Source organism: Lentzea albidocapillata subsp. violacea (assembly GCF_900100275.1).
In the GTDB taxonomy this organism is placed as follows: domain Bacteria; phylum Actinomycetota; class Actinomycetes; order Mycobacteriales; family Pseudonocardiaceae; genus Lentzea; species Lentzea violacea.
On record NZ_FNET01000020.1, the window covers coordinates 63367 to 80787 of the forward strand.

Consider the following 17421-nt stretch of genomic DNA (forward strand, 5'->3'; position numbering starts at 1 on the left):
AAGACTTCCTGAAGCATCGAGGACATGCTCAGCCCGTTGGACCTGTCCCTGATAAACGGACCGATCCCCAAGCTCGCCACGGCCGCAGCCGTGCTCGCGCTCACCTACCTGGCAATCCGGAAGAACCGGACGTGGTGGATCCGCGTGCTGCCGATCGTCGTGCTGGCGTGCGCGCTCGTCGTGACCGGGCTGGTGCTCGTCGTCGACCACGTGTGGAAACCGTGGCCGGAGCCGATGCCGGTCGTTCTGGCGGTGTGGCTCGGCGCGGTCCTCATCGCTCTGACCCTGGCGGCCATCAGGCTGCGCTCCGGTCGATGGTTCGGCCGGGTCTTCGGCGTCCTGCTGGCGCTGGGCGTGACGGCGAGCGCGGTGGTCGCGACGAACGCACATTTCGGGCAGTACCCCACCACTCGCGCGGCGCTGGACGTCTTCAGGAACGACAGGGTCGACCTGAACGACGCCGCTCCCCCGCCCACGGGCATCGTCGAGGTACCCCCGGGCCAGCAGCTCGCCGACGTCTGGAAGCGGCCGGCGAACCTGCCGGACAAGGGCGTCGTCACCGAGGCGGAGATCCCCGGCGCGTTCAAGGCGCGGCCGGCGTGGATCTACCTGCCGCCCGCCTACCACACGACCCCACGCCCGCGACTGCCCGTCATCGTGCTGATGGCGGGCCAGCCGGGCAGTCCACGCGACTGGTTCGACGGTGGCCGGATCCTCGACAACCTCGACGCGTACGCGCGTCAGCACGACGGGCTCGCACCGGTCGTCGTGGTGGTCGACCAGCTCGGCACGCCGACCGCGAACCCGCTGTGCCTCGACTCGAAGCTGGGTCAGTCGGAGACCTATCTGGCACGCGATGTGCCCGCGTGGATCAAGCACCGGCTGACGGTCGACGAGCGCCGGGAGTCGTGGACCGTCGCGGGCTTCTCCCAAGGCGCCACGTGCTCGGTGCAGCTGGCCGTGCGCGCGCCGGACGTGTACGGCAACTTCGTCGCCCTTGCTCCCCAGCCCGAACCGTCGCTGGGCACGCGGCAGGAGACGGTCAAGGCGGCGTTCGACGGCGACGAGGCCGCGTTCGTGCGGGTCAACCCGATGGACGTCCTCGCGCGCCAGCGATTCCCGCACACGGCGGGCATGGTCGTCGCCGGACGCGACGACGTCACGTACCGCAAGGCGGACGCCGAGGTGTTCGAGGCGTGCCGGAAGGCCGGAATGGACGTGCAGTGGAAAGAACTGCCGAACAACCACGACTGGAACATGGCCCGCGAGGGCCTCTTCGGGTCGCTGCCGTGGCTCGCGCAGCGAACAGGGCTGGTCAGATGATCGCCAGGCTGTTCCGCACCGCGCCTCTGACGTGCGCGTTCCTGATCGTCTTCTGGACGGCCGGGGCGTTGAGCGGGGCGATCGGCGGCGCGAGCGACGAGCTGCTCACGCAGACCGGGTTCGGCACCGGGAGTCCGTGGTGGACGGTGCTCACCTCGGCGCTGTGGTCGATAGACCTGCTGGGCTACGTCGCGACCACCGTGCTGCTGGCCGTCACCGGACCGCTGGCGGAGCGCGAGTTCGGTGCGCTGCGCACCGCGGCGATCTTCCTGACCACGCACGTGCTCGGCTCGTTCCTGGGGCTCTGCCTGGTGCTGGTCGGCGGCGACCTGCACTGGGGCTGGCTCGAGTCGCTCGTCGGCGAGTCGGCGGCCGGGCCGTCGATCGGCGGGGTCGGGCTGACGCTCGCCCTGACGTTCCGGATGCCACCGCTGTGGAGGCGTCGCGTCCGACTCATGATGATCTTGTCGGTGCTGGTCCTTACGCTGTACTCAGGTTGGCTCGAAGACCTCCTCCGACTGTCCGGTGGCGTGGCCGGGCTGGTGGTGGGAGCTGCCCTCTCCGAAAGCAACAGTCCGAAGAGCGGGCCGGTGCACAAGGCGCGTTCGCTGCAGGAGACGCGGGTGCTGGTGGCGTTGCTGCTCGCGGCGTCGGCGCTCGGGCCGGTGGTGTCGATGATGTCGCCGTACCCGAACGGACCGCTGTGGTGGTTCGCGGACGTCGTCGCGGTCGCGCAGCCGTCGCAGGACGACGTCGACGCGATCTGCGGTTCGGACGCGGTCGAGCTGTGCCGGACGATGGTGGTCCAGCTGTCGTACGGCCGGTTCCCCGCGCTCGTGATGTCGTTGCTGCCGGCGTTGCTGCTGCTCGTGCTGGCGGAAGGGCTGCGGCGCGGGCGGCGGTTCGCGTGGCGGGCGGCGCTCGTGTTCAACGTGGCGTTCGCGGCGTTCATCGGTTCGTACGTCGTGTACGTCGCGCAGTTCCCGGACGCGAGCGTGCTGGAACTGGCGGTCTCGTTCGGTGTGCCGATGCTGGCACCGCTCGCGATCACCGTGGTGTTGTTGTTGACGCGCAAGTATTTCGACGTGCGTCTACCTCGGCATGCCGTCGTGAGGTTCTGGCGGTTCACGGCGATCAGCGTCGCGTCGCTGTCGGCGCTGTACGTCTTCGGCGGGTACCTGGTCCGCGACCAGTTCACGCCGGAGCCGGGCTTCGGTGCGCTGCTCGCGGACCTGCCGACGCGGTTCCTGCCGCCGGGCTACCTCGACCTGGTGCCGCTGCGGTTCTCCGCCGAGGGGTTGGCCGGCACGCTGCTGTTCGAGTACACCGGCGTGGTGTTCTGGCTGATCGTGCTGGCCGGGCTGCTGATGGCGTCGTGGCGGACGTGGCCGTCGTCGTGCGAGAAGGAGGCAGCGCATGCCCGCGAACTGATGCGGCGCCACGGCGGTTCGTCGTTGTCGTACATGACGACGTGGCGCGGCAACCAGTACTGGTTCACGCCTGATGGTGAGACGGCCATCGCGTACCGCGTGGTGGCGACCATCGCGCTGACGGTCGGCGATCCGATCGGCCCGGCGCGGCTGGACGCCGTGCGCGGGTTCGCGGAGTTCTGCGCGCGCAACGGCTGGACGCCGTGCCTCTACAGCGTGGGCGCCGAGACGCGGGCCGCGGTGGAGGAACTCGGCTGGTCGGCGGTGCAGGTCGCCGAGGACACGGTGATCGAGCTCGACGAGCTGAGCTTCACCGGCAAGAAGTGGCAGGACGTGCGCACGGCGTTGAACAAGGCCGCCAAGGCCGGGATCACCGCCGAGTGGTGCACGTACGCCGATGCGCCGTACGCAATCACGGACCAGATCCGCTCGATCTCGGCGGAGTGGGTGGCGGACAAGGGCCTGCCCGAGATGGGTTTCACGCTGGGAGGGCTGGAAGAGCTGACCGGTGACGGGGTCCGCTGCCTGCTGGCGGTGGACGGCGACCGGACCGTGCACGGCATCACGAGCTGGCTGCCGGTGTACGCCGACGGCGAGGTCGTCGGGTGGACGCTCGACTTCATGCGCCGCCGCTCGCACGGCTTCCGCGGCTCGATGGAGTTCCTGATCGCCTCGGCGGCACAACAGCTCCAGGCCGAGGGAGCGCGGTTCCTCAGCCTGTCCGGGGCACCGCTCGCACGGCTGGACCGCGGTGAGCGGCCGCGGGCGTTGCAGCGCGTCCTGGACTTCACCGGGCAGGTGCTGGAGCCGGTGTACGGGTTCCGCTCGCTGTTCGCGTTCAAGGCGAAGTTCCAGCCGACCTATCAGCCGATGTTCATGGCGTATCCGGACTCGGCGGCACTGCCGCGCATCGCGAACGCGGTGAGCCGCGCGTACCTCCCGCACCTCAACGCGCGGCAGGGACTGCGGCTCGCGACCAAGATGATCATTCGGACGCGTGAGCGCGTGGCCACGCCTGGTCGAACTCACTAGTCCGAAAGGGTGGAGAGGTGATGCTCGTCATCACACTCCCGCACCACTAGGCGAAGATGCGCCGATGACCGTGCGGGGCGATCTGCCTGCCCAGACCACGACGTTCATCGGCCGCCGGGCGGTGCTCGCCGAAGCCGAGGCACTTCTGCGCCGATCCCGGCTGGTCACGCTGGTGGGTGCGGGCGGTGCCGGCAAGACGCGGATCGCCGCGGAGACGGGGCGCGCGCTGGCTGGGGCGGGGACGTTCCAGCACGGGGTGTGGCGGGTACGGCTCTCCGACCTCCAGGACCCGGCGGCGCTGTCCCGCACCGTCGCGGCCGAGCTCCGGATCGTCGACAACTCACCCGAGGCCGGGCTCAACCGGCTCGTGGAGTCGTTGCACGACAAGCACTTGCTGCTCGTGCTGGACGGCTGTGAGCACCTGCTGGAGGCGGTCCGGCATCTGGCGCACCACCTGTTGCGCGACTGCGAGGGGCTGACGATCCTCGCCACCTCGCGGGAGCCGCTCGGCGTCTACGGGGAGCATCTGCTGCGGGTTCCGCCGCTGAGCGTGGACGAAGCGGTGGAGCTGTTCCTGGACCGGGCGGAGGTGCCGCCCTGCTCACCCGACGTCACGACGCTGTGCCAGGCGGTCGAAAGGCTGCCGCTCGCGATCGAACTCCTGGCGGCGCTACCGGCCGACGTGGTGTCGCGGCAGCCCGCCTCTCTGGAGCAGGTGCTCGAGTGGGCGGCGCAGCAGTGCACGGACGAGGAACGGCGGTTGTGGGCACAGCTGTCGGTGTTCCGGGCGGACTTCGACCTCGCCGCGGCCGAGGCGGTGGCGGACGCGGACGTGCTGAAACCGTTGTCCGCGTTGGTTCTCCGGTCGATCGTGGCGACGACGACGAGTCCCGTCACCGGTGAGACCCGCTACCGATTACCGAACACCGTGTCGCAGTTCGGTGCCCGTCTGCTGAGGGATTCGGACGAGCCGTTACGCCGCCACGCCGTGCACTACAGCGAGTTCGTCGACGAGGCCGCCCGCTCGTGGTTCTCGCCGGGTGAAACGTTGTGGATGGGCCGGTTGTGGGAGGAATGGCCGAACATCCGCGCGGCCGTCGGGCACGCGCTCCGGACACCCGGCCTGGCCGCGGCCGGCGCGGTCGTGACGATGAACGTGCAGCGGGCGCGTTTCACCTCGTTCGCGGGAATGCTCGGGCAGGCGTGGGACATGCTCGGCGCCGCCCGTGAGGTGATCACCGAGGCACCGCTGCGGACGTCGTTGCTGGCGCACAGCGCGTACATGGCGCAGGTGCGTGGCGATTCGGCGGTGGCGTTCCCGTTGATGAGCGAGGCACGTGCGTTGCCGCGGCTGCCGGTCACCGACGTGCACCTGGTTCTGGCCGAGGCCACGCATCTTTTCTTCGTGGAGGGCTCACCGGACTGTGTGCCGTTGTACGCGCACGTCGTGGAGCTGTGTCGTCAGTACGCGTCGCCGGGCGACACCTACGTCTCCGAACTGATGCACGCGATGGCGTCGTGCTTCCTGCTGGACGCCGAAGCCGCGGACAAGGCCACGACGGCGCTCGCCAGGCAGGCCGAGAGCAACGGCGTGAACTGGTCGCACGCCTGGGGACTGTGGCATCGCGGCCTCTACGAACTGGTGCACGGCGACCCGGCACAGGTGCATCCGCTGGTGATCGAGGCGTTGCGGATCCAGCTGACGCTCGGCGACAGGTGGGGTGCGCCGTTCAGTCTGTGGCTGCTCGCCTGCGCGTGCGCCGAACTCGGGGCCTTCGACCGCGCGGCACGGCTGCTCGGCGCGCTGCGGTCGCAGGAACGGATCTCGCGGATCTCGTTCGGTGGCATGAGCCCGTTCCACCGGCTGCTGGACCGCGCCGGCCGGACCGTCCGCCGCTCCCTCGGCGACGACTACCAGGTGATCTCGACGCTCGGCGCCGACCTGCGACCGGAGCAGGCGATGGCGTTCGCGCTCGAACCGGTGCCGGACTCCGAACGCCGACCGGCGAAGCCGTTGCTGCCCGGCGGCCTGACCCGGCAGGAGTTCACCATCGCCGGGCTGGTCGCGGACGGGTTCACGTCGAAGCAGATCGGGGCACGGCTGTTCATCTCGCCGCGCACCGCGGACCGGCACGTGGTCAACATCCGGGTGAAGCTCGGACTGCCGAGCAGGGTCGCGCTCGCGGCCTGGCACCGCTCGGTCACCGGGGAGCGTTAGCGCGCCTCGAACGCCAGCTTCAGTCCCAGCGCGACGAACACGGACGCCGTCAGCCGGTCCAGCAGAACCCGCTGGCGCAACAGGAAAGCACGAGCTCGACCGGCCACCGCGACGAGGATGGGCAGCCACACCAGGCCGAGTCCGAGGTGGATGGCGACGAGCGCGGCGCCCCACGCGGGCTCACCGGCGGGCATGAACTGCGGCAGCAGTGACAGGTAGAAGACGCCGACCTTGGGGTTGAGCAGGTTCGTCAGCAGTCCGGCGCGCAACGACGCCCCCGCGCCCGGCACCGGACGGGAGTCCTCGAGGGACACGGCCTTCCGGGAGTTCCACAAAGCCTTGGCGCCCAGGTAGATCAGGTAGGCGGCGCCGAGCCAGCGGACGATGTCGTAGGCCAGTTCGGACGCCCGCAGCAGCGCGGTGAGGCCCGCGAGGCTCGCCACCGCCCACACCAGGCAGCCGAGCGTGATGCCGAGGACCACGCCCATCGCCGCGCGTTTGCCGCTCAGCAACGCCGTGCGCAACACCATCACCGTGTCCAGACCGGGCGTCAGGACGGTGAGCAGTGCGATGAGCGAGAAACTCAGGAGTGCGGCGGCCGACATGCGGACATCACATCACACGTCAGCGCGCGTCCGCCGCCGTCTTCAAGCCGAACGCGATCAGCGCTGAAGCGGACAACCGGTCCAGCAGAAGCCGTTGCCGCAGCAGGAAAGCACGTGCCCGGCCGGCCGCCGTGATCAGGATCGGGAACCACACCAGCCCGATGCCGAGGTGGATGGCCACGAGCACCGCGCCCCACGCGGGCTGGCCGACCGGCAGGAACTGGGGCAGCAGCGAGATATAGAAGACGCCCGGCTTCGGGTTGAGCAGGTTCGTCAGCAGTCCGACCCGGACGGCCGCGCGCACCGACGGCACGGGCGCGGGTTCGTCGATCTCGACGGGACGCCTGGACTGCCACAACGCCCTGACGCCCAGGTAGATCAAGTACCCCGCGCCGAGCCAGCGCACGATGTCGTAGGCCAGTTCGGACGCCTGCAACAGGGCGGTCAGGCCGACCAGTCCCGCGACCGCCCACACCAGGCAGCCCAGCGTGCTGCCCACCACGACGCCCATGGCCGTGCGGCGGCCGACCAGCAGGGCCGTGCGCAGCACCAGCAGCGTCTCGAGGCCCGGCGTGATGACCGTCAGCAGCGCGACGAACGTGAAGCTCAGGAGGGCGGTGGTCGACATGACGCCATGAGAACACGGAAGAACAGCGCCGCCAGAAGAATTAACACACCCGACACGACCTGCACGACGCCGGGGCGCTCAGGTCAGCCGGTAACCGTGCGCCGGGCGGTTCGCCATGCCGTACCGCGGCTGCACCTCCGCCTTGCCGATCGTCACCAGGTGCTCCAGATACCGGCGGGCACTCACGCGGGACAGTCCCGCCCGATCACCGACCTCCTGGGCGGACAGGTCGTTCGCGCTGTCCCGCAACGCATCGGTCACCAGCCGCAACGTCACGGCGGACAGCCCCTTGGGCATGGCCGGGGTTCGCGGCCGGTGGTGCATCAGCGAGTCGACCTGGTCCTGGTCCAGCACCTGTCCCAGCCGCTGCACCTCGATCCGCTGCGCGAGGTACTCCCGCATCCGGTCGAGGAACGCCGTGCGCGTGAACGGCTTGACGAGGTAGTTGTCGACTCCGCGGGACATGGCCTGCCGCACGGTCTCCCGCTCACGCGCCGCCGTCACCGCGATGACGTCCACGGGCGGCCCACCGCGGGCGCGCAGCCGCGAGAGCACCTCCAGCCCGGACATGTCCGGCAGGTGGATGTCGAGCAGCACCAGGTCCGGCCGCAACGCCTCCACGGCCCGCAACGCCTCACCACCGCGGTGGGCCTCGCCGACCACCTCGAACTCGGGCATCGCCTCCAGGAACCCGCGGTGGATCGCCGCCACGGCGAAGTCGTCGTCGACCACGAGCGTTCGCACGCTCATCGGTTCCCCGTTTCCGGCAGCCACACGTCGAACGACGCGCCGCCGAGCTCCGAGTCGGTGATCGCGACCCGGCCGCTGCGCCGGGTCACCACCCTCGACACCAATGCAAGTCCAATTCCTCTGCCGTGCGCGCCCTGGACGTCCTTGGAGCTCACGCCCAGGTCGAAGATGCGGCCGCGTTGCGACTCCGCCACTCCCGGCCCGTCGTCGTCCACGACCACCCGCACGCCGGTGACCGACGAGCGCACGAGCACCCGCACGGTTCCACCGGTCTCCACGGCGTCGACCGCGTTGTCGACCAGGTTTCCCAGCACGGTCAACGCGTCGTCGCCCGCACGAATGTCGACGGAGCTGCCGGGATCGAGCCGGAGCTCCACACCTCGTTCGTGCGCGGTGGAGGATTTTGCCAGCAACAACGCCGCCAGGGCGGGATCGGCGTTCGCTCCGTCGATGATGTCGGCCGTGACCGAGCCGGCGCCACCGACCCGTTCGATGTAGGCGACGGCGTCCGGGCCGCGGTCCAGGTCCAGCAGACCGCCGATGACGTGCAGGTGGTTCGAGAACTCGTGGGCCTGCGCACGCAACGCTTCCGTGACGGTGCGCTGCCCGTCGAGCTCGCGCAACGCGTCGTGCAGCTCTGTCCGATCGCGCAACGTCAGCACGACGCCGACAGCGCGTTCGTTCGTCTTGGCCGTCATCCGGTTCGCGACCAGCACCCGTTCGCCGGCGAGGACGAGCCGGTCCGCGACGTCGTCGTCACCACGGGCGAGATCCAGCAGGCCGGCGTCGAGCACCTCCGCCGCCGGACGTCCGCTCGGGTTCTCGGCCAGGCCCAGCAACCGCAGCGCCTCGTCGTTGACCAGCGCCAGCTTCTCCTGGTCGTCCACGGCGACCACGCCTTCGCGGATGCCGTGCAGCATCGCGTCCCTGGTCTCGAGCAGCTGCGCGATCTCGGCCGGTTCGAGCCGGAACGTCCGCCGCCGCACGTGCTGCGTGATCAACGCGGCACCGAGCACACCGACCAGCGCGGCCGCCGCCAGCCAGCCGATCAGCTCCGGCAGGTCCTCGGCGAGGTCGGCCGAGAGCTGGCTCTCCAGGATGCCGACCGACGCCATGCCGATGACGCGCCCGTCCTCCGTCCGCACCGGCACCTTCGCGCGGAGCGACGTGCCGAGCGTGCCCGTCTCCGTGCCGACGAAGACCTCGCCGGACAACGCGCTGGTCGGGTCGGTCGACACGCGCTCGCCGATGCGCTTCGGGTCGGGGTGGGCGTAACGGACCCCGTTGTGGTCGGTGACCACCACGTACGTCACGTTGGACGCCCTGCGGATCAGCTCGGCCAGCGGCTGGATCGTCGCGGGCGGGTCAACCGATCCGAACGCCTCGATCACCGTCGGTAGCCGCGCCACGCTTTCGGCGACGGACAACATCCTGTCCTTGTAGGAGTCGCGGATCCGGTCGCTCTGCAGTTTGGCGGCGAGCAGCCCGGCCGCACAGGTGGTCATGAGCACGATGACCACCTGCAACGCCAGAAGCAAAGCCCCAAACGAAACAGACCGACGAAACATGGATGGAATTCTGACGCATCAGCTGTGAAACGGGTCACGAACAAAACGACCAATACGGAACTTACGACCTAAGCCTTACCAGCCGCACGGCCGTTACCTAGCGTCCCCGCCCAACGTTCGCAACGAAGCGAGGAGTACTCGATGGGTACGGCATGGAGACGAACGGTGGCGGTCGCCGCCACCGGACTGGTGCTCGCCGGATGCGGTCAGGGGGCCAAGAGCGCGAGCAGTGGTGACTCCATCGCGAAGCTGGAGATCATGGCCCCCGCTGACCCCGGTGGCGGCTGGGACCAGACGGCGCGGTCGATGCAGTCGGCGGTGAGCGGCGCCAAGCTCGCCAACTCGGTGCAGGTCACCAACGTCGGCGGCGCGGGCGGGACGGTCGGCCTGCAGAAGCTCCTGAACGAGCGCTCCGAGTCGTTCCTGATGATCACCGGCCTGGTCATGGTCGGCGCGGTGGAGACCAACGCGTCGGCGGCCCGGCTGGAGGAGACCACGCCGATCGCCCGGCTGACGGCCGAGGACGAGGTCGTCGTGGTGCCCGCCGACTCGCCGCACAAGACGATCGACGACCTGCTGGCCGCGGTCGCCGAGAAGGGCAAGAGCGTCTCGATCACCGGCGGTTCGGCCGGCGGCACCGACCACATCCTCGCCGGGATGCTGCTCAAGGCGAAGAACATCGAGCCCTCGAAGCTCAACTACGTGCCGTACTCCGGCGGCGGTGAGTCGCTGGCGGCGCTGCTGGGCAACAAGGTCGACGCGGGCATCTCCGGCGTCGGCGAGTACAAGGAGCAGATCAAGGCGGGCAAGCTGCGCGCGCTCGGCACGTCCGGCCCGAACCCGGTGCCCGACCTGAACGTGCCGACGTTCAAGGACCTGGGCGTCGAGCTGATCAACTGGCGTGGCGTCGTGGCGCCCGCCTCGATCTCGGCCGAGGCCAAGCAGCGGCTGACCAAGCTGGTCACCGACATGCACGCGAGCCAGCAGTGGAAGGACGAGCTCTCCAAGAAGGGCTGGACGGACACCTTCCTGACCGGCAGCGAGTTCTCCACGTTCATGGCCAAGGAGATCGGCCGGGTGAAGCCCGCACTGCAGGACATCGGGCTCGTCAAGTGATTGCTGCAAAAGTCGAGGAGTACGCGTTCGGCGGTCTGGTCGCGGCGGTCGGGGTCTTCACCCTGGTCGACGCGACCACGATCGCCGGGCGTGACGACAACGTCGTTGGACCACGCGCGTTCCCTTACGCAGTGGGGATTCTGCTCGTCGTGACGGGCATCGCGGCGATCATCGCGACCGCCCGCGGCAAGCTCGGCCAGGCCGAGGAGGCCGAGGACGTCGACGAGAACGTCCGCACCGACTGGCTCACCGTGGCCAAGCTGGTGGCCGTGCTGATCGTGCACCTGGTGCTCATCGACGTGGTCGGCTGGCCGGTGGCGGCCGCACTGCTGTTCTTCGGCGCGGCCTGGACGCTGGGCGCGACCTGGTGGCGGGCGCTGCCGATCGCGGTGGTGCTCGCGCTGCTCGTGCAGGTGGTGTTCGCGTACGGCCTGGGCCTGTCGCTGCCCGCCGGGATCTTCGAAGGGGTGCCGTTCCTCGATGGATAGCATCACCATGCTGCTGGAGGGTTTCGCGACCGCCGCGCAACCCGAGTACCTGCTGTACGCGCTGCTGGGCGTCACGCTCGGCACGGCCGTCGGCGTGCTGCCGGGCATCGGGCCGGCGATGACAGTGGCGTTGCTGCTGCCGCTGACGTACACGCTGGAACCGACGGCGGCGCTGATCATCTTCGCCGGCATCTACTACGGCGGCATGTACGGCGGCTCGACGACGTCGATCCTGCTCAACACACCGGGCGAGTCGGCGTCCATCGTCACTGCCCTAGAGGGCAACAAGATGGCCAAGGCCGGGCGCGGTGCCGCCGCGCTCGCGACGGCCGCCATCGGCTCGTTCGTGGCGGGCACGATCGCCACGGTGCTGCTCACGTTGCTGGCGCCGGTCATCGCGGACCTCGCGGTGCAGCTGGGTCCGGCGGACTACGTGGCCCTGATGGTCGTGGCGTTCACGACCGTGGCGGCACTGCTCGGCTCCTCTCCCGTGCGCGGCCTGGCGTCGCTGGGACTCGGCCTGTTCATCGGGCTCGTCGGCACCGACACGCTGACCGGTCAGCAACGCTTCACCCTCGGGGTGGCGACGATGTCCGACGGCATCGACGTGGTCGTGGTGGCGGTCGGCGTGTTCGCGGTCGGCGAGGCGCTGTACGTGGCGTCGCGGCTGCGGCACGGGCCGATCGAAGTGATCCCCGTGGGCGGCAAGTGGATGACGCGTGGTTTCTGGGCGCGCTCGTGGAAGCCGTGGCTGCGCGGCACGTTCATCGGCTTCCCGATCGGCACCGTGCCGGCCGGTGGCGCGGACGTGTCGACGTTCCTGTCGTACGCGGCGGAGAAGAAGCTCTCGAAACGGCCCGAGGAGTTCGGCAAGGGCGCGATCGAGGGCGTGGCCGGTCCGGAGGCGGCCAACAACGCCGCCGCGGCAGGCGTTCTGGTGCCGTTGCTGACGCTCGGGCTGCCGACGACCGCGACGGCGGCGGTGATCGTGGCCGCGTTCCAGAGCTACGGCATCCAGCCGGGACCGTTGCTGTTCACCAACAACGGCCCGATGGTGTGGGCACTGATCGCGTCGCTCTACATCGGCAACGTGATGCTGCTCGTGCTGAACCTGCCGCTGGTGAAGATCTGGGTGAAGGTGCTGCAGATCCCGCGGCCGTACCTCTACGCGGGCATCCTGCTGTTCGCGGCGCTGGGCACCTACGCGGTGAACTTCGTCGTGGACGACCTGATCGTGCTGCTGGTGATCGGTGTGATCGGCTTCTTCATGCGGCGCCACGGTTATCCGGTCGCGCCGCTGGTCGTCGGCCTTATCCTCGGGCCGATGGCGGAGGAACAGGTCCGGCGCACGCTGCAGATCAGCGAGGGAAAGCTCAGCGCGTTGGTGACGAGTCCGTTCGCGGCGGTCGCCTACAGCATCCTCGTCGTGCTTCTGGTGGTCGCGGTGGTGCTTCGGTTGCGCCGCAAGAAGTCCGAAGTGACGGTCTGACCGCGCACGGCGGCAAGCGCCTGTTCGTACAGCTCGAACGCATCGGCCTTGCCGCCGTGGCGGACCCACTGTCACTTTCGGGTGAAGTCGGCCCCGGCTTCTGCTGGTAGCAGAACGGCCCCTGGTGGTGACCAGGGTGCTGTCACCATGGCGACATGGCGGAGATCCTGGACTTCAAGCGCACCCCGGAACCCCTGTGGCGTGAAGCCCTGGGCCGCAAGCTTCGCGAGACGCGGGAGGACCGCGGCGACCGCCTGGTCGACGTGGCCGACCGCGCGGGCATCTCGGTGCAGTACCTGTCCGAGATCGAACGCGGCCGCAAGGAGCCGTCGAGCGAGATGATCGCGGCGGTCGCCGGTGCCCTGGGCATCGACCTGGCCGATCTGCTGATCGGGGTCGCCGGCCAGGTCCGCCACCTGCGCGTCCAGCAGGTCAGCCACTTCCACACCTCACGCCCGGCGGGCCGTCCCTCGGGTCCCGTGGCCATGGCCTGGGCGGCTTAGCCCCGCTGGTCCAGCACCTGGTCCACCAGCCCGTACTCGACGGCGCCCGCCGCGTCGAACACGCGGTCCCGGTCGGTGTCGTGGCGCAGTTCGGCCACGGTCCGGCCGGTGTGCCTGGCCAGGATCACCTCCAGCTGCGTGCGCACCCGCACCACCTCGTCCGCCGCGAGGATGAGATCCGGGATCGTGCCACGCCCCTGCGCCGCGGGCTGGTGCAGCACGACCCTGGAGTGCGGCAGGACGGACCGGCGTCCTTCCGCGCCCGCGGCCAGCAGCACCGCTCCCGCCGCCACCGCCTGGCCCACGCAGGTCGTCGCGACCGGCGCCTTGATGTAGCGCATGGTGTCGTACAGCGCGAGCATCGCCGACGGGTCGCCGCCCTCGCAGTTGATGTAGAGGTTGATCTCCAGGTCCGGGTTGTCCGCTTCGAGGTGGAAGAGCTGCGCGATCAGCGCGTTGGCGACGCCGGAGTCGATCCCGGTGCCCAGGTAGACGATCCGCTCGGACAGCAGGTGCGAGTAGACGTCCATGACCCGCTCGCCGCGCGCGTCCCGCGTGATGACGTTGGGAATGGTGTAGGTGCTCATGCCACGGCTCCCGAGTGCAGTCCCAGCTTGTGCATGCGGACGGGGACGACCTGCCCGAGGTCGCTGACGACGTGGTCGATGAACCCGTACTCACGGGCCTGCTCCGTCGTGAACCACCTGTCGTGCAGCGAGTCCGTGAAGATCCGGTCGAACGGCTGCCCGGTGTCCTGCGCGATCAGGCCGAGCACGGTGTCCCTGGTGTGCCGCAGGTCGTCCGCCTGCACCTCCACCTCGACGGCCGAACCGCCGATGCCCGCACTCCCCTGGTGCATCAGGATCCGCGCGTGCGGCAACGCGAACCGCTTGCCCGGCGTTCCGGCCGAGAGCAGGAACTGCCCGGCGCTGCAGGCAAGGCCCAGCGCGAGCGTCGCCACGTCGCACGGCACGAGCCGCATCACGTCGCGAATCGCCAGCATCGAGGGCACCGAACCACCCGGCGAGTTGATCCACAACGCGATGTCCTGCCGCGGGTCCTCGCTCGCCAGCGAGAGCATCTGGGTCGCCAGCACCGTGCCGTTGTCGTCGTCGAGCGCGCCGTCGAGAATCAGCACCCGCTGACCGAAGAACCGTTCTCGCAGCCCTGGGCTGAAGAGCTTCTCGCTGTTCGTCATGGCACTGACGATGCCCGCCGCCCCAACGGTTGCGCCGCTTTCTCTGCTGAGGGCAGATCAGCTCACAGCAGGCACCGCGGGCTGCAGTGCCGGCACGAGGAACCGCGAGACACTGCACAGCTTCTCGCGCGTCTCCTCCAGTTCTCGTTCCGGAGTGGACTGGGCGACGATGCCCGCCCCCGCCCGCAACCAGGTCTCGCCGTCGCGCCGGAACACACTGCGCAGGATCAACGCCGCGTCCATCGCTCCGTCCGGCTCCACAGTCAGCACCGCGCCGCTGTAGAGCCCTCGTGTTCGTGTTTCCGCGCGCCGGATCAGCTCGCACGCCGGCGCCTTCGGGATGCCGGACGCCGTGACGGCGGGGAACAGGGCGGCGAACGCGTCCCAGCTCGTGCGGCCCTCCGCCAGGGTCCCGGACAGCTGCGAGGCGAGGTGCTGGACGCTGCCGCGTTCCTTCACGCTCATGAACTCCTCGACCCGCACCGACGACGGCGTGCAGACGCTGGACAGCTCGACCGCCGCGAGCCGCACCGAGATCGCGTGCTCGAAGACCTCCTTGGCGTCGCGGTAGAGCTCGTCCCGACGAGCCTGGTCGGCCTCCTCGTCACCGAAGAACGCGCGGGTGCCGGCGAGCGGCTGCGTGACGACCTGCCCGTCCGGGCTCACCCCGATGACGATCTCCGGGCTGAACCCGAGCGCCTCCCAGCCGCCCAGCCGCAGTAGGAACGACCGCGCCGGGGAGTTCTGGACCCGTCCGGTCAGGTAGGTCGCCGGCATGTCGATGTCCTCGGGCACCGGCACGACCCGCGAGAGGATCACCTTGTCCAAGGCGCCGGATCTGATCTCCGCGACGCCCAGCGCGACCGCCGCCCGGTAGGTCTCGGCGTCGTGGTCGTCCACGTCCACGACGACCCTGGCGTCGGCCGGTTCGATCCCGCCGGTCAGCACGGCTTCGGCGAGCCGCGACTCCAGAGCCTCCACATCGGACACTGTGAGCGCTCGCAGCAGCACCGACCCGTTCTCGAACCGCACCTCCCGCCGCGGGATCATCAACGTCACCACGTCGACGTCCGGCAGGTCACCGAGGTCGTGCAGCGCATAGGAAAGCTCGAACGCCGCCCACCCGTAGGCCCGCCAGTCCTCGACGTCGACCTCGGCCAGCCGGGAGGCCACCACCGACAGCGGCTCGCCCGCCCGCACCGTCACCGTGGCGTAGGCGCCCTCACCCCAGCTGATCGTGCCGTGGTTCTCGTAGAGCACGTTGTCGTCGGTCGACGTGGCCGCGAGCGTGGCCGCGACGCGCAGCGGATCGGCCGACAACGCGACCTGACGTTCCCAGTACCTCACTGCGATTCCCCCCGGTTCGGACGGTTCCAGTAGCCGAGCACGCAGACCTGGTCGCGGGTCAGGCCGCGTTCGTGCACCAGGTGCCTGCGCAGACTCCGGATGAGCGACGACTCGCCGCCGCCCCACACCTGGGCCCGACCCTGCGGGAACTCCAGGCCGCGCACGGCCTGTTCGATCGCGTCACCGACGCCCGGTTCGCGGTCGCCGCGCAGGATCCAGTGCACCTCGACGTCACCGAGGTCGATCTTCTCGGCCTCATCGCGCACCTCGATGACGGCGACAGCGCGTTGACCGGCCGGCAGCGTCGCGGCGATCGCGGCGATGGACGGCAGCGCGGTCTCGTCCCCGGCGAACAGCACCCAGTCCGCGGTCGGGTCGGGCACCCAGTGCACCCGGCTGCCGCCGAAACCGATGCGGTCACCCGGTTTCGCCGCCGCGGCCCAGCGCGACATCCGCCCGTGCTCGCCGTGCAGGAAGAAGTCGGCGGTGAGCTGATCCCCGTCGAGCGACCGAATGGTCAGGTTCGCGGTGTGCTGACGGCCCGCGTTCGCCGGGAACCGCCACCGCCCGATCTCCGGCAGCACGATCTGGTCCGCCCCCTCGGCGGGCCAGATCACGGTGATCGTCTCGGCGGGCTGGGATGGTTCGAGCTTCGGAGCGTCGACCCGGAACCGGATGCGGCGCATCAAAGGCGAGAGGTTCTCGACCGAGGAGACCTCCAGATGCCCTACGGACAACGGGAAACGACGTACCGCCGGCTGCGTCACGTTCGGGCGCCGCGCGATGACCCTGGCGTTGTGCGGGTTCAGCGCACCCGAGTCGAGCAACGCGTGGATGACCTCGTCGATGAACTTGTCCGCGTCGTCCCCGAGCGCCTCGGCCTGCGTGTGGAACGCCGCCGCCTTCAGTCCGCGCCGCAACGCCTCCGGGTCGCCGTTGCCCTCCTGCGCCTGCACGTCCGTCTCGACGTGCAGGACGTCGAGCCCCTCGGCCCGCAGCAGGTCGGCGACCTCGTCGTGCGGGTGCTGGTAGGTCGCGAACGGCGCGTCCTTCAACCGTTCCTGCCACGCGGGCCGGGCGATCACCGAGTTCACGACGTCCCGCAACGCGAAGCCGTCCGCGCGCTTCTGCCCGCAGCTCCACTGGAGCACGACCAGGCCACCGGGTGTCGTCGCGCGGGCCATGGCGCGCACGGCGGTGGTCGCGTCGCTCAGCCAGTGGATCATCCACGACGAGTGCACTACCTGGAAGCTGTTCTCCGGCAACGACAACTCGTGCGCGTCCTGCACGGAAGCCTCCACCGGCAGATCCGCGCAACGTTGCCGCGTGGCCTCCACCATGGACGGCGAGTAGTCGTTCGCGACGACCTCGAAGTTGCGCGTCGCCATCGCCTGGGCGAGCTCTCCCGAGCCGCATCCGACGTCGGCGAACCGGCCACCGGAGTGCAGGTGCGCTCCGGCCAGCATGAGCGCTTCGAGGGCGGTCAGGAACTGTCCTGAGTTGCCGGACTGATACGGATCGGCGTTCCACGGTCGGGCACGCTCGGTCACCGGTGGTCCTCCCCTGGTTAAGTAAGGCTGCCCTAAAGAGTGGTTGACGATCCACCGGAAAGCAAGGTTAGGCTTACCTATGCCTACAAGATCATTTGCTCGTGGCGCGACCCTCGCGATCGCCGTGTTCTCGCTGGTCGGAACACTCGCTGCCTGCGGCTCCAGCACGCCGGCGT

15 protein-coding genes are annotated in these 17421 nt (G+C 69.7%); 7 read left to right on the plus strand and 8 right to left on the minus strand.

The features are described 5' to 3' along the window. The first annotated feature begins 24 nt into the window (after positions 1-24). From BLR21_RS32625 to BLR21_RS32635, 3 genes are all read left to right on the plus strand, one after another. A complete protein-coding gene (locus BLR21_RS32625) occupies positions 25-1323 on the plus strand; it encodes an alpha/beta hydrolase (RefSeq protein WP_090012142.1) in 1299 nt (432 codons plus the stop codon). Beyond that, positions 1320-3785: a DUF2156 domain-containing protein gene (locus BLR21_RS32630; RefSeq protein WP_090012143.1), complete on the plus strand. Its 2466-nt coding sequence runs from the start codon at positions 1320-1322 to the stop codon at positions 3783-3785. The genes BLR21_RS32625 and BLR21_RS32630 overlap by 4 nt, the downstream gene beginning before the upstream one ends. Positions 3786-3849: 64 nt before the next feature. Then, on the plus strand, positions 3850-6003 hold the full coding sequence (locus BLR21_RS32635; RefSeq protein WP_090012145.1) for an ATP-binding protein: 2154 nt from the start codon (positions 3850-3852) through the stop codon (positions 6001-6003). On the opposite strand, the gene BLR21_RS32640 is transcribed toward BLR21_RS32635, so the two are convergent. The 4 genes from BLR21_RS32640 to BLR21_RS32655 form a co-directional block, all read right to left on the minus strand. Further along, positions 6000-6608, minus strand: a complete 609-nt coding sequence (locus tag BLR21_RS32640) for a LysE family translocator (protein ID WP_090012147.1) — start codon at positions 6606-6608, stop codon at positions 6000-6002. The genes BLR21_RS32635 and BLR21_RS32640 overlap by 4 nt on opposite strands. A 19-nt stretch (positions 6609-6627) precedes the next feature. Further along, on the minus strand, positions 6628-7236 hold the full coding sequence (locus BLR21_RS32645) for a LysE family translocator (RefSeq protein WP_090012149.1): 609 nt from the start codon (positions 7234-7236) through the stop codon (positions 6628-6630). A gap of 78 nt (positions 7237-7314) precedes the next feature. Beyond that, entirely contained in the window at positions 7315-7986 is a 672-nt protein-coding gene (locus BLR21_RS32650) for a response regulator (RefSeq protein WP_030476897.1), read from the minus strand. After that, complete coding sequence (locus BLR21_RS32655; protein ID WP_256335094.1) at positions 7983-9491, minus strand: ATP-binding protein; 1509 nt, start codon at positions 9489-9491, stop codon at positions 7983-7985. The genes BLR21_RS32650 and BLR21_RS32655 overlap by 4 nt, the downstream gene beginning before the upstream one ends. A 204-nt stretch (positions 9492-9695) precedes the next feature. Between BLR21_RS32655 and BLR21_RS32660 the strand changes: the two genes are divergently transcribed. The 4 genes from BLR21_RS32660 (at position 9696) to BLR21_RS32675 (ending at position 13150) form a co-directional block, all read left to right on the plus strand. Next, a complete protein-coding gene (locus BLR21_RS32660) occupies positions 9696-10670 on the plus strand; it encodes a Bug family tripartite tricarboxylate transporter substrate binding protein (RefSeq protein WP_090012153.1) in 975 nt (324 codons plus the stop codon). Next, positions 10667-11158: a tripartite tricarboxylate transporter TctB family protein gene (locus BLR21_RS32665; protein WP_090012155.1), complete on the plus strand. Its 492-nt coding sequence runs from the start codon at positions 10667-10669 to the stop codon at positions 11156-11158. Before BLR21_RS32660 ends, BLR21_RS32665 begins: the two co-directional genes overlap by 4 nt. Further along, positions 11151-12647: a tripartite tricarboxylate transporter permease gene (locus BLR21_RS32670; RefSeq protein ID WP_030476901.1), complete on the plus strand. Its 1497-nt coding sequence runs from the start codon at positions 11151-11153 to the stop codon at positions 12645-12647. The genes BLR21_RS32665 and BLR21_RS32670 overlap by 8 nt, the downstream gene beginning before the upstream one ends. Positions 12648-12802: 155 nt before the next feature. Beyond that, complete coding sequence (locus BLR21_RS32675; RefSeq protein WP_090012157.1) at positions 12803-13150, plus strand: helix-turn-helix domain-containing protein; 348 nt, start codon at positions 12803-12805, stop codon at positions 13148-13150. Here BLR21_RS32675 and BLR21_RS32680 read toward each other — a convergent pair. The 4 genes from BLR21_RS32680 to BLR21_RS32695 are packed head-to-tail and all read right to left on the minus strand — an operon-like array spanning position 13147 to position 17245. Continuing rightward, positions 13147-13737: a ClpP family protease gene (locus BLR21_RS32680; RefSeq protein WP_030476903.1), complete on the minus strand. Its 591-nt coding sequence runs from the start codon at positions 13735-13737 to the stop codon at positions 13147-13149. The two genes, BLR21_RS32675 and BLR21_RS32680, sit on opposite strands and share 4 nt — an antisense overlap. Next, positions 13734-14348, minus strand: a complete 615-nt coding sequence (locus BLR21_RS32685) for a ClpP family protease (RefSeq protein WP_090012159.1) — start codon at positions 14346-14348, stop codon at positions 13734-13736. The genes BLR21_RS32680 and BLR21_RS32685 overlap by 4 nt, the downstream gene beginning before the upstream one ends. 57 nt (positions 14349-14405) lie before the next feature. Continuing rightward, positions 14406-15695, minus strand: a complete 1290-nt coding sequence (locus BLR21_RS32690; protein WP_218131035.1) for a salicylate synthase — start codon at positions 15693-15695, stop codon at positions 14406-14408. After that, entirely contained in the window at positions 15692-17245 is a 1554-nt protein-coding gene (locus BLR21_RS32695; RefSeq protein WP_090012161.1) for an SIP domain-containing protein, read from the minus strand. The genes BLR21_RS32690 and BLR21_RS32695 overlap by 4 nt, the downstream gene beginning before the upstream one ends. Positions 17246-17421: the final 176 nt, after the last annotated feature.

Bases quoted from the DNA above. Each gene is read 5' to 3' on its own strand.
- BLR21_RS32625 (WP_090012142.1), top strand. From the start codon at position 25: ATGCTCAGCCCGTTGGACCTGTCCCTGATAAACGGACCGATCCCCAAG.
- BLR21_RS32630 (WP_090012143.1), top strand. From the start codon at position 1,320: ATGATCGCCAGGCTGTTCCGCACCGCGCCTCTGACGTGCGCGTTCCTG.
- BLR21_RS32635 (WP_090012145.1), top strand. From the start codon at position 3,850: ATGACCGTGCGGGGCGATCTGCCTGCCCAGACCACGACGTTCATCGGC.
- BLR21_RS32640 (WP_090012147.1), bottom strand. From the start codon at position 6,608: ATGTCGGCCGCCGCACTCCTGAGTTTCTCGCTCATCGCACTGCTCACC.
- BLR21_RS32645 (WP_090012149.1), bottom strand. From the start codon at position 7,236: ATGTCGACCACCGCCCTCCTGAGCTTCACGTTCGTCGCGCTGCTGACG.
- BLR21_RS32650 (WP_030476897.1), bottom strand. From the start codon at position 7,986: ATGAGCGTGCGAACGCTCGTGGTCGACGACGACTTCGCCGTGGCGGCG.
- BLR21_RS32655 (WP_256335094.1), bottom strand. From the start codon at position 9,491: ATGACCACCTGTGCGGCCGGGCTGCTCGCCGCCAAACTGCAGAGCGAC.
- BLR21_RS32660 (WP_090012153.1), top strand. From the start codon at position 9,696: ATGGGTACGGCATGGAGACGAACGGTGGCGGTCGCCGCCACCGGACTG.
- BLR21_RS32670 (WP_030476901.1), top strand. From the start codon at position 11,151: ATGGATAGCATCACCATGCTGCTGGAGGGTTTCGCGACCGCCGCGCAA.
- BLR21_RS32675 (WP_090012157.1), top strand. From the start codon at position 12,803: ATGGCGGAGATCCTGGACTTCAAGCGCACCCCGGAACCCCTGTGGCGT.
- BLR21_RS32680 (WP_030476903.1), bottom strand. From the start codon at position 13,737: ATGAGCACCTACACCATTCCCAACGTCATCACGCGGGACGCGCGCGGC.
- BLR21_RS32685 (WP_090012159.1), bottom strand. From the start codon at position 14,348: ATGACGAACAGCGAGAAGCTCTTCAGCCCAGGGCTGCGAGAACGGTTC.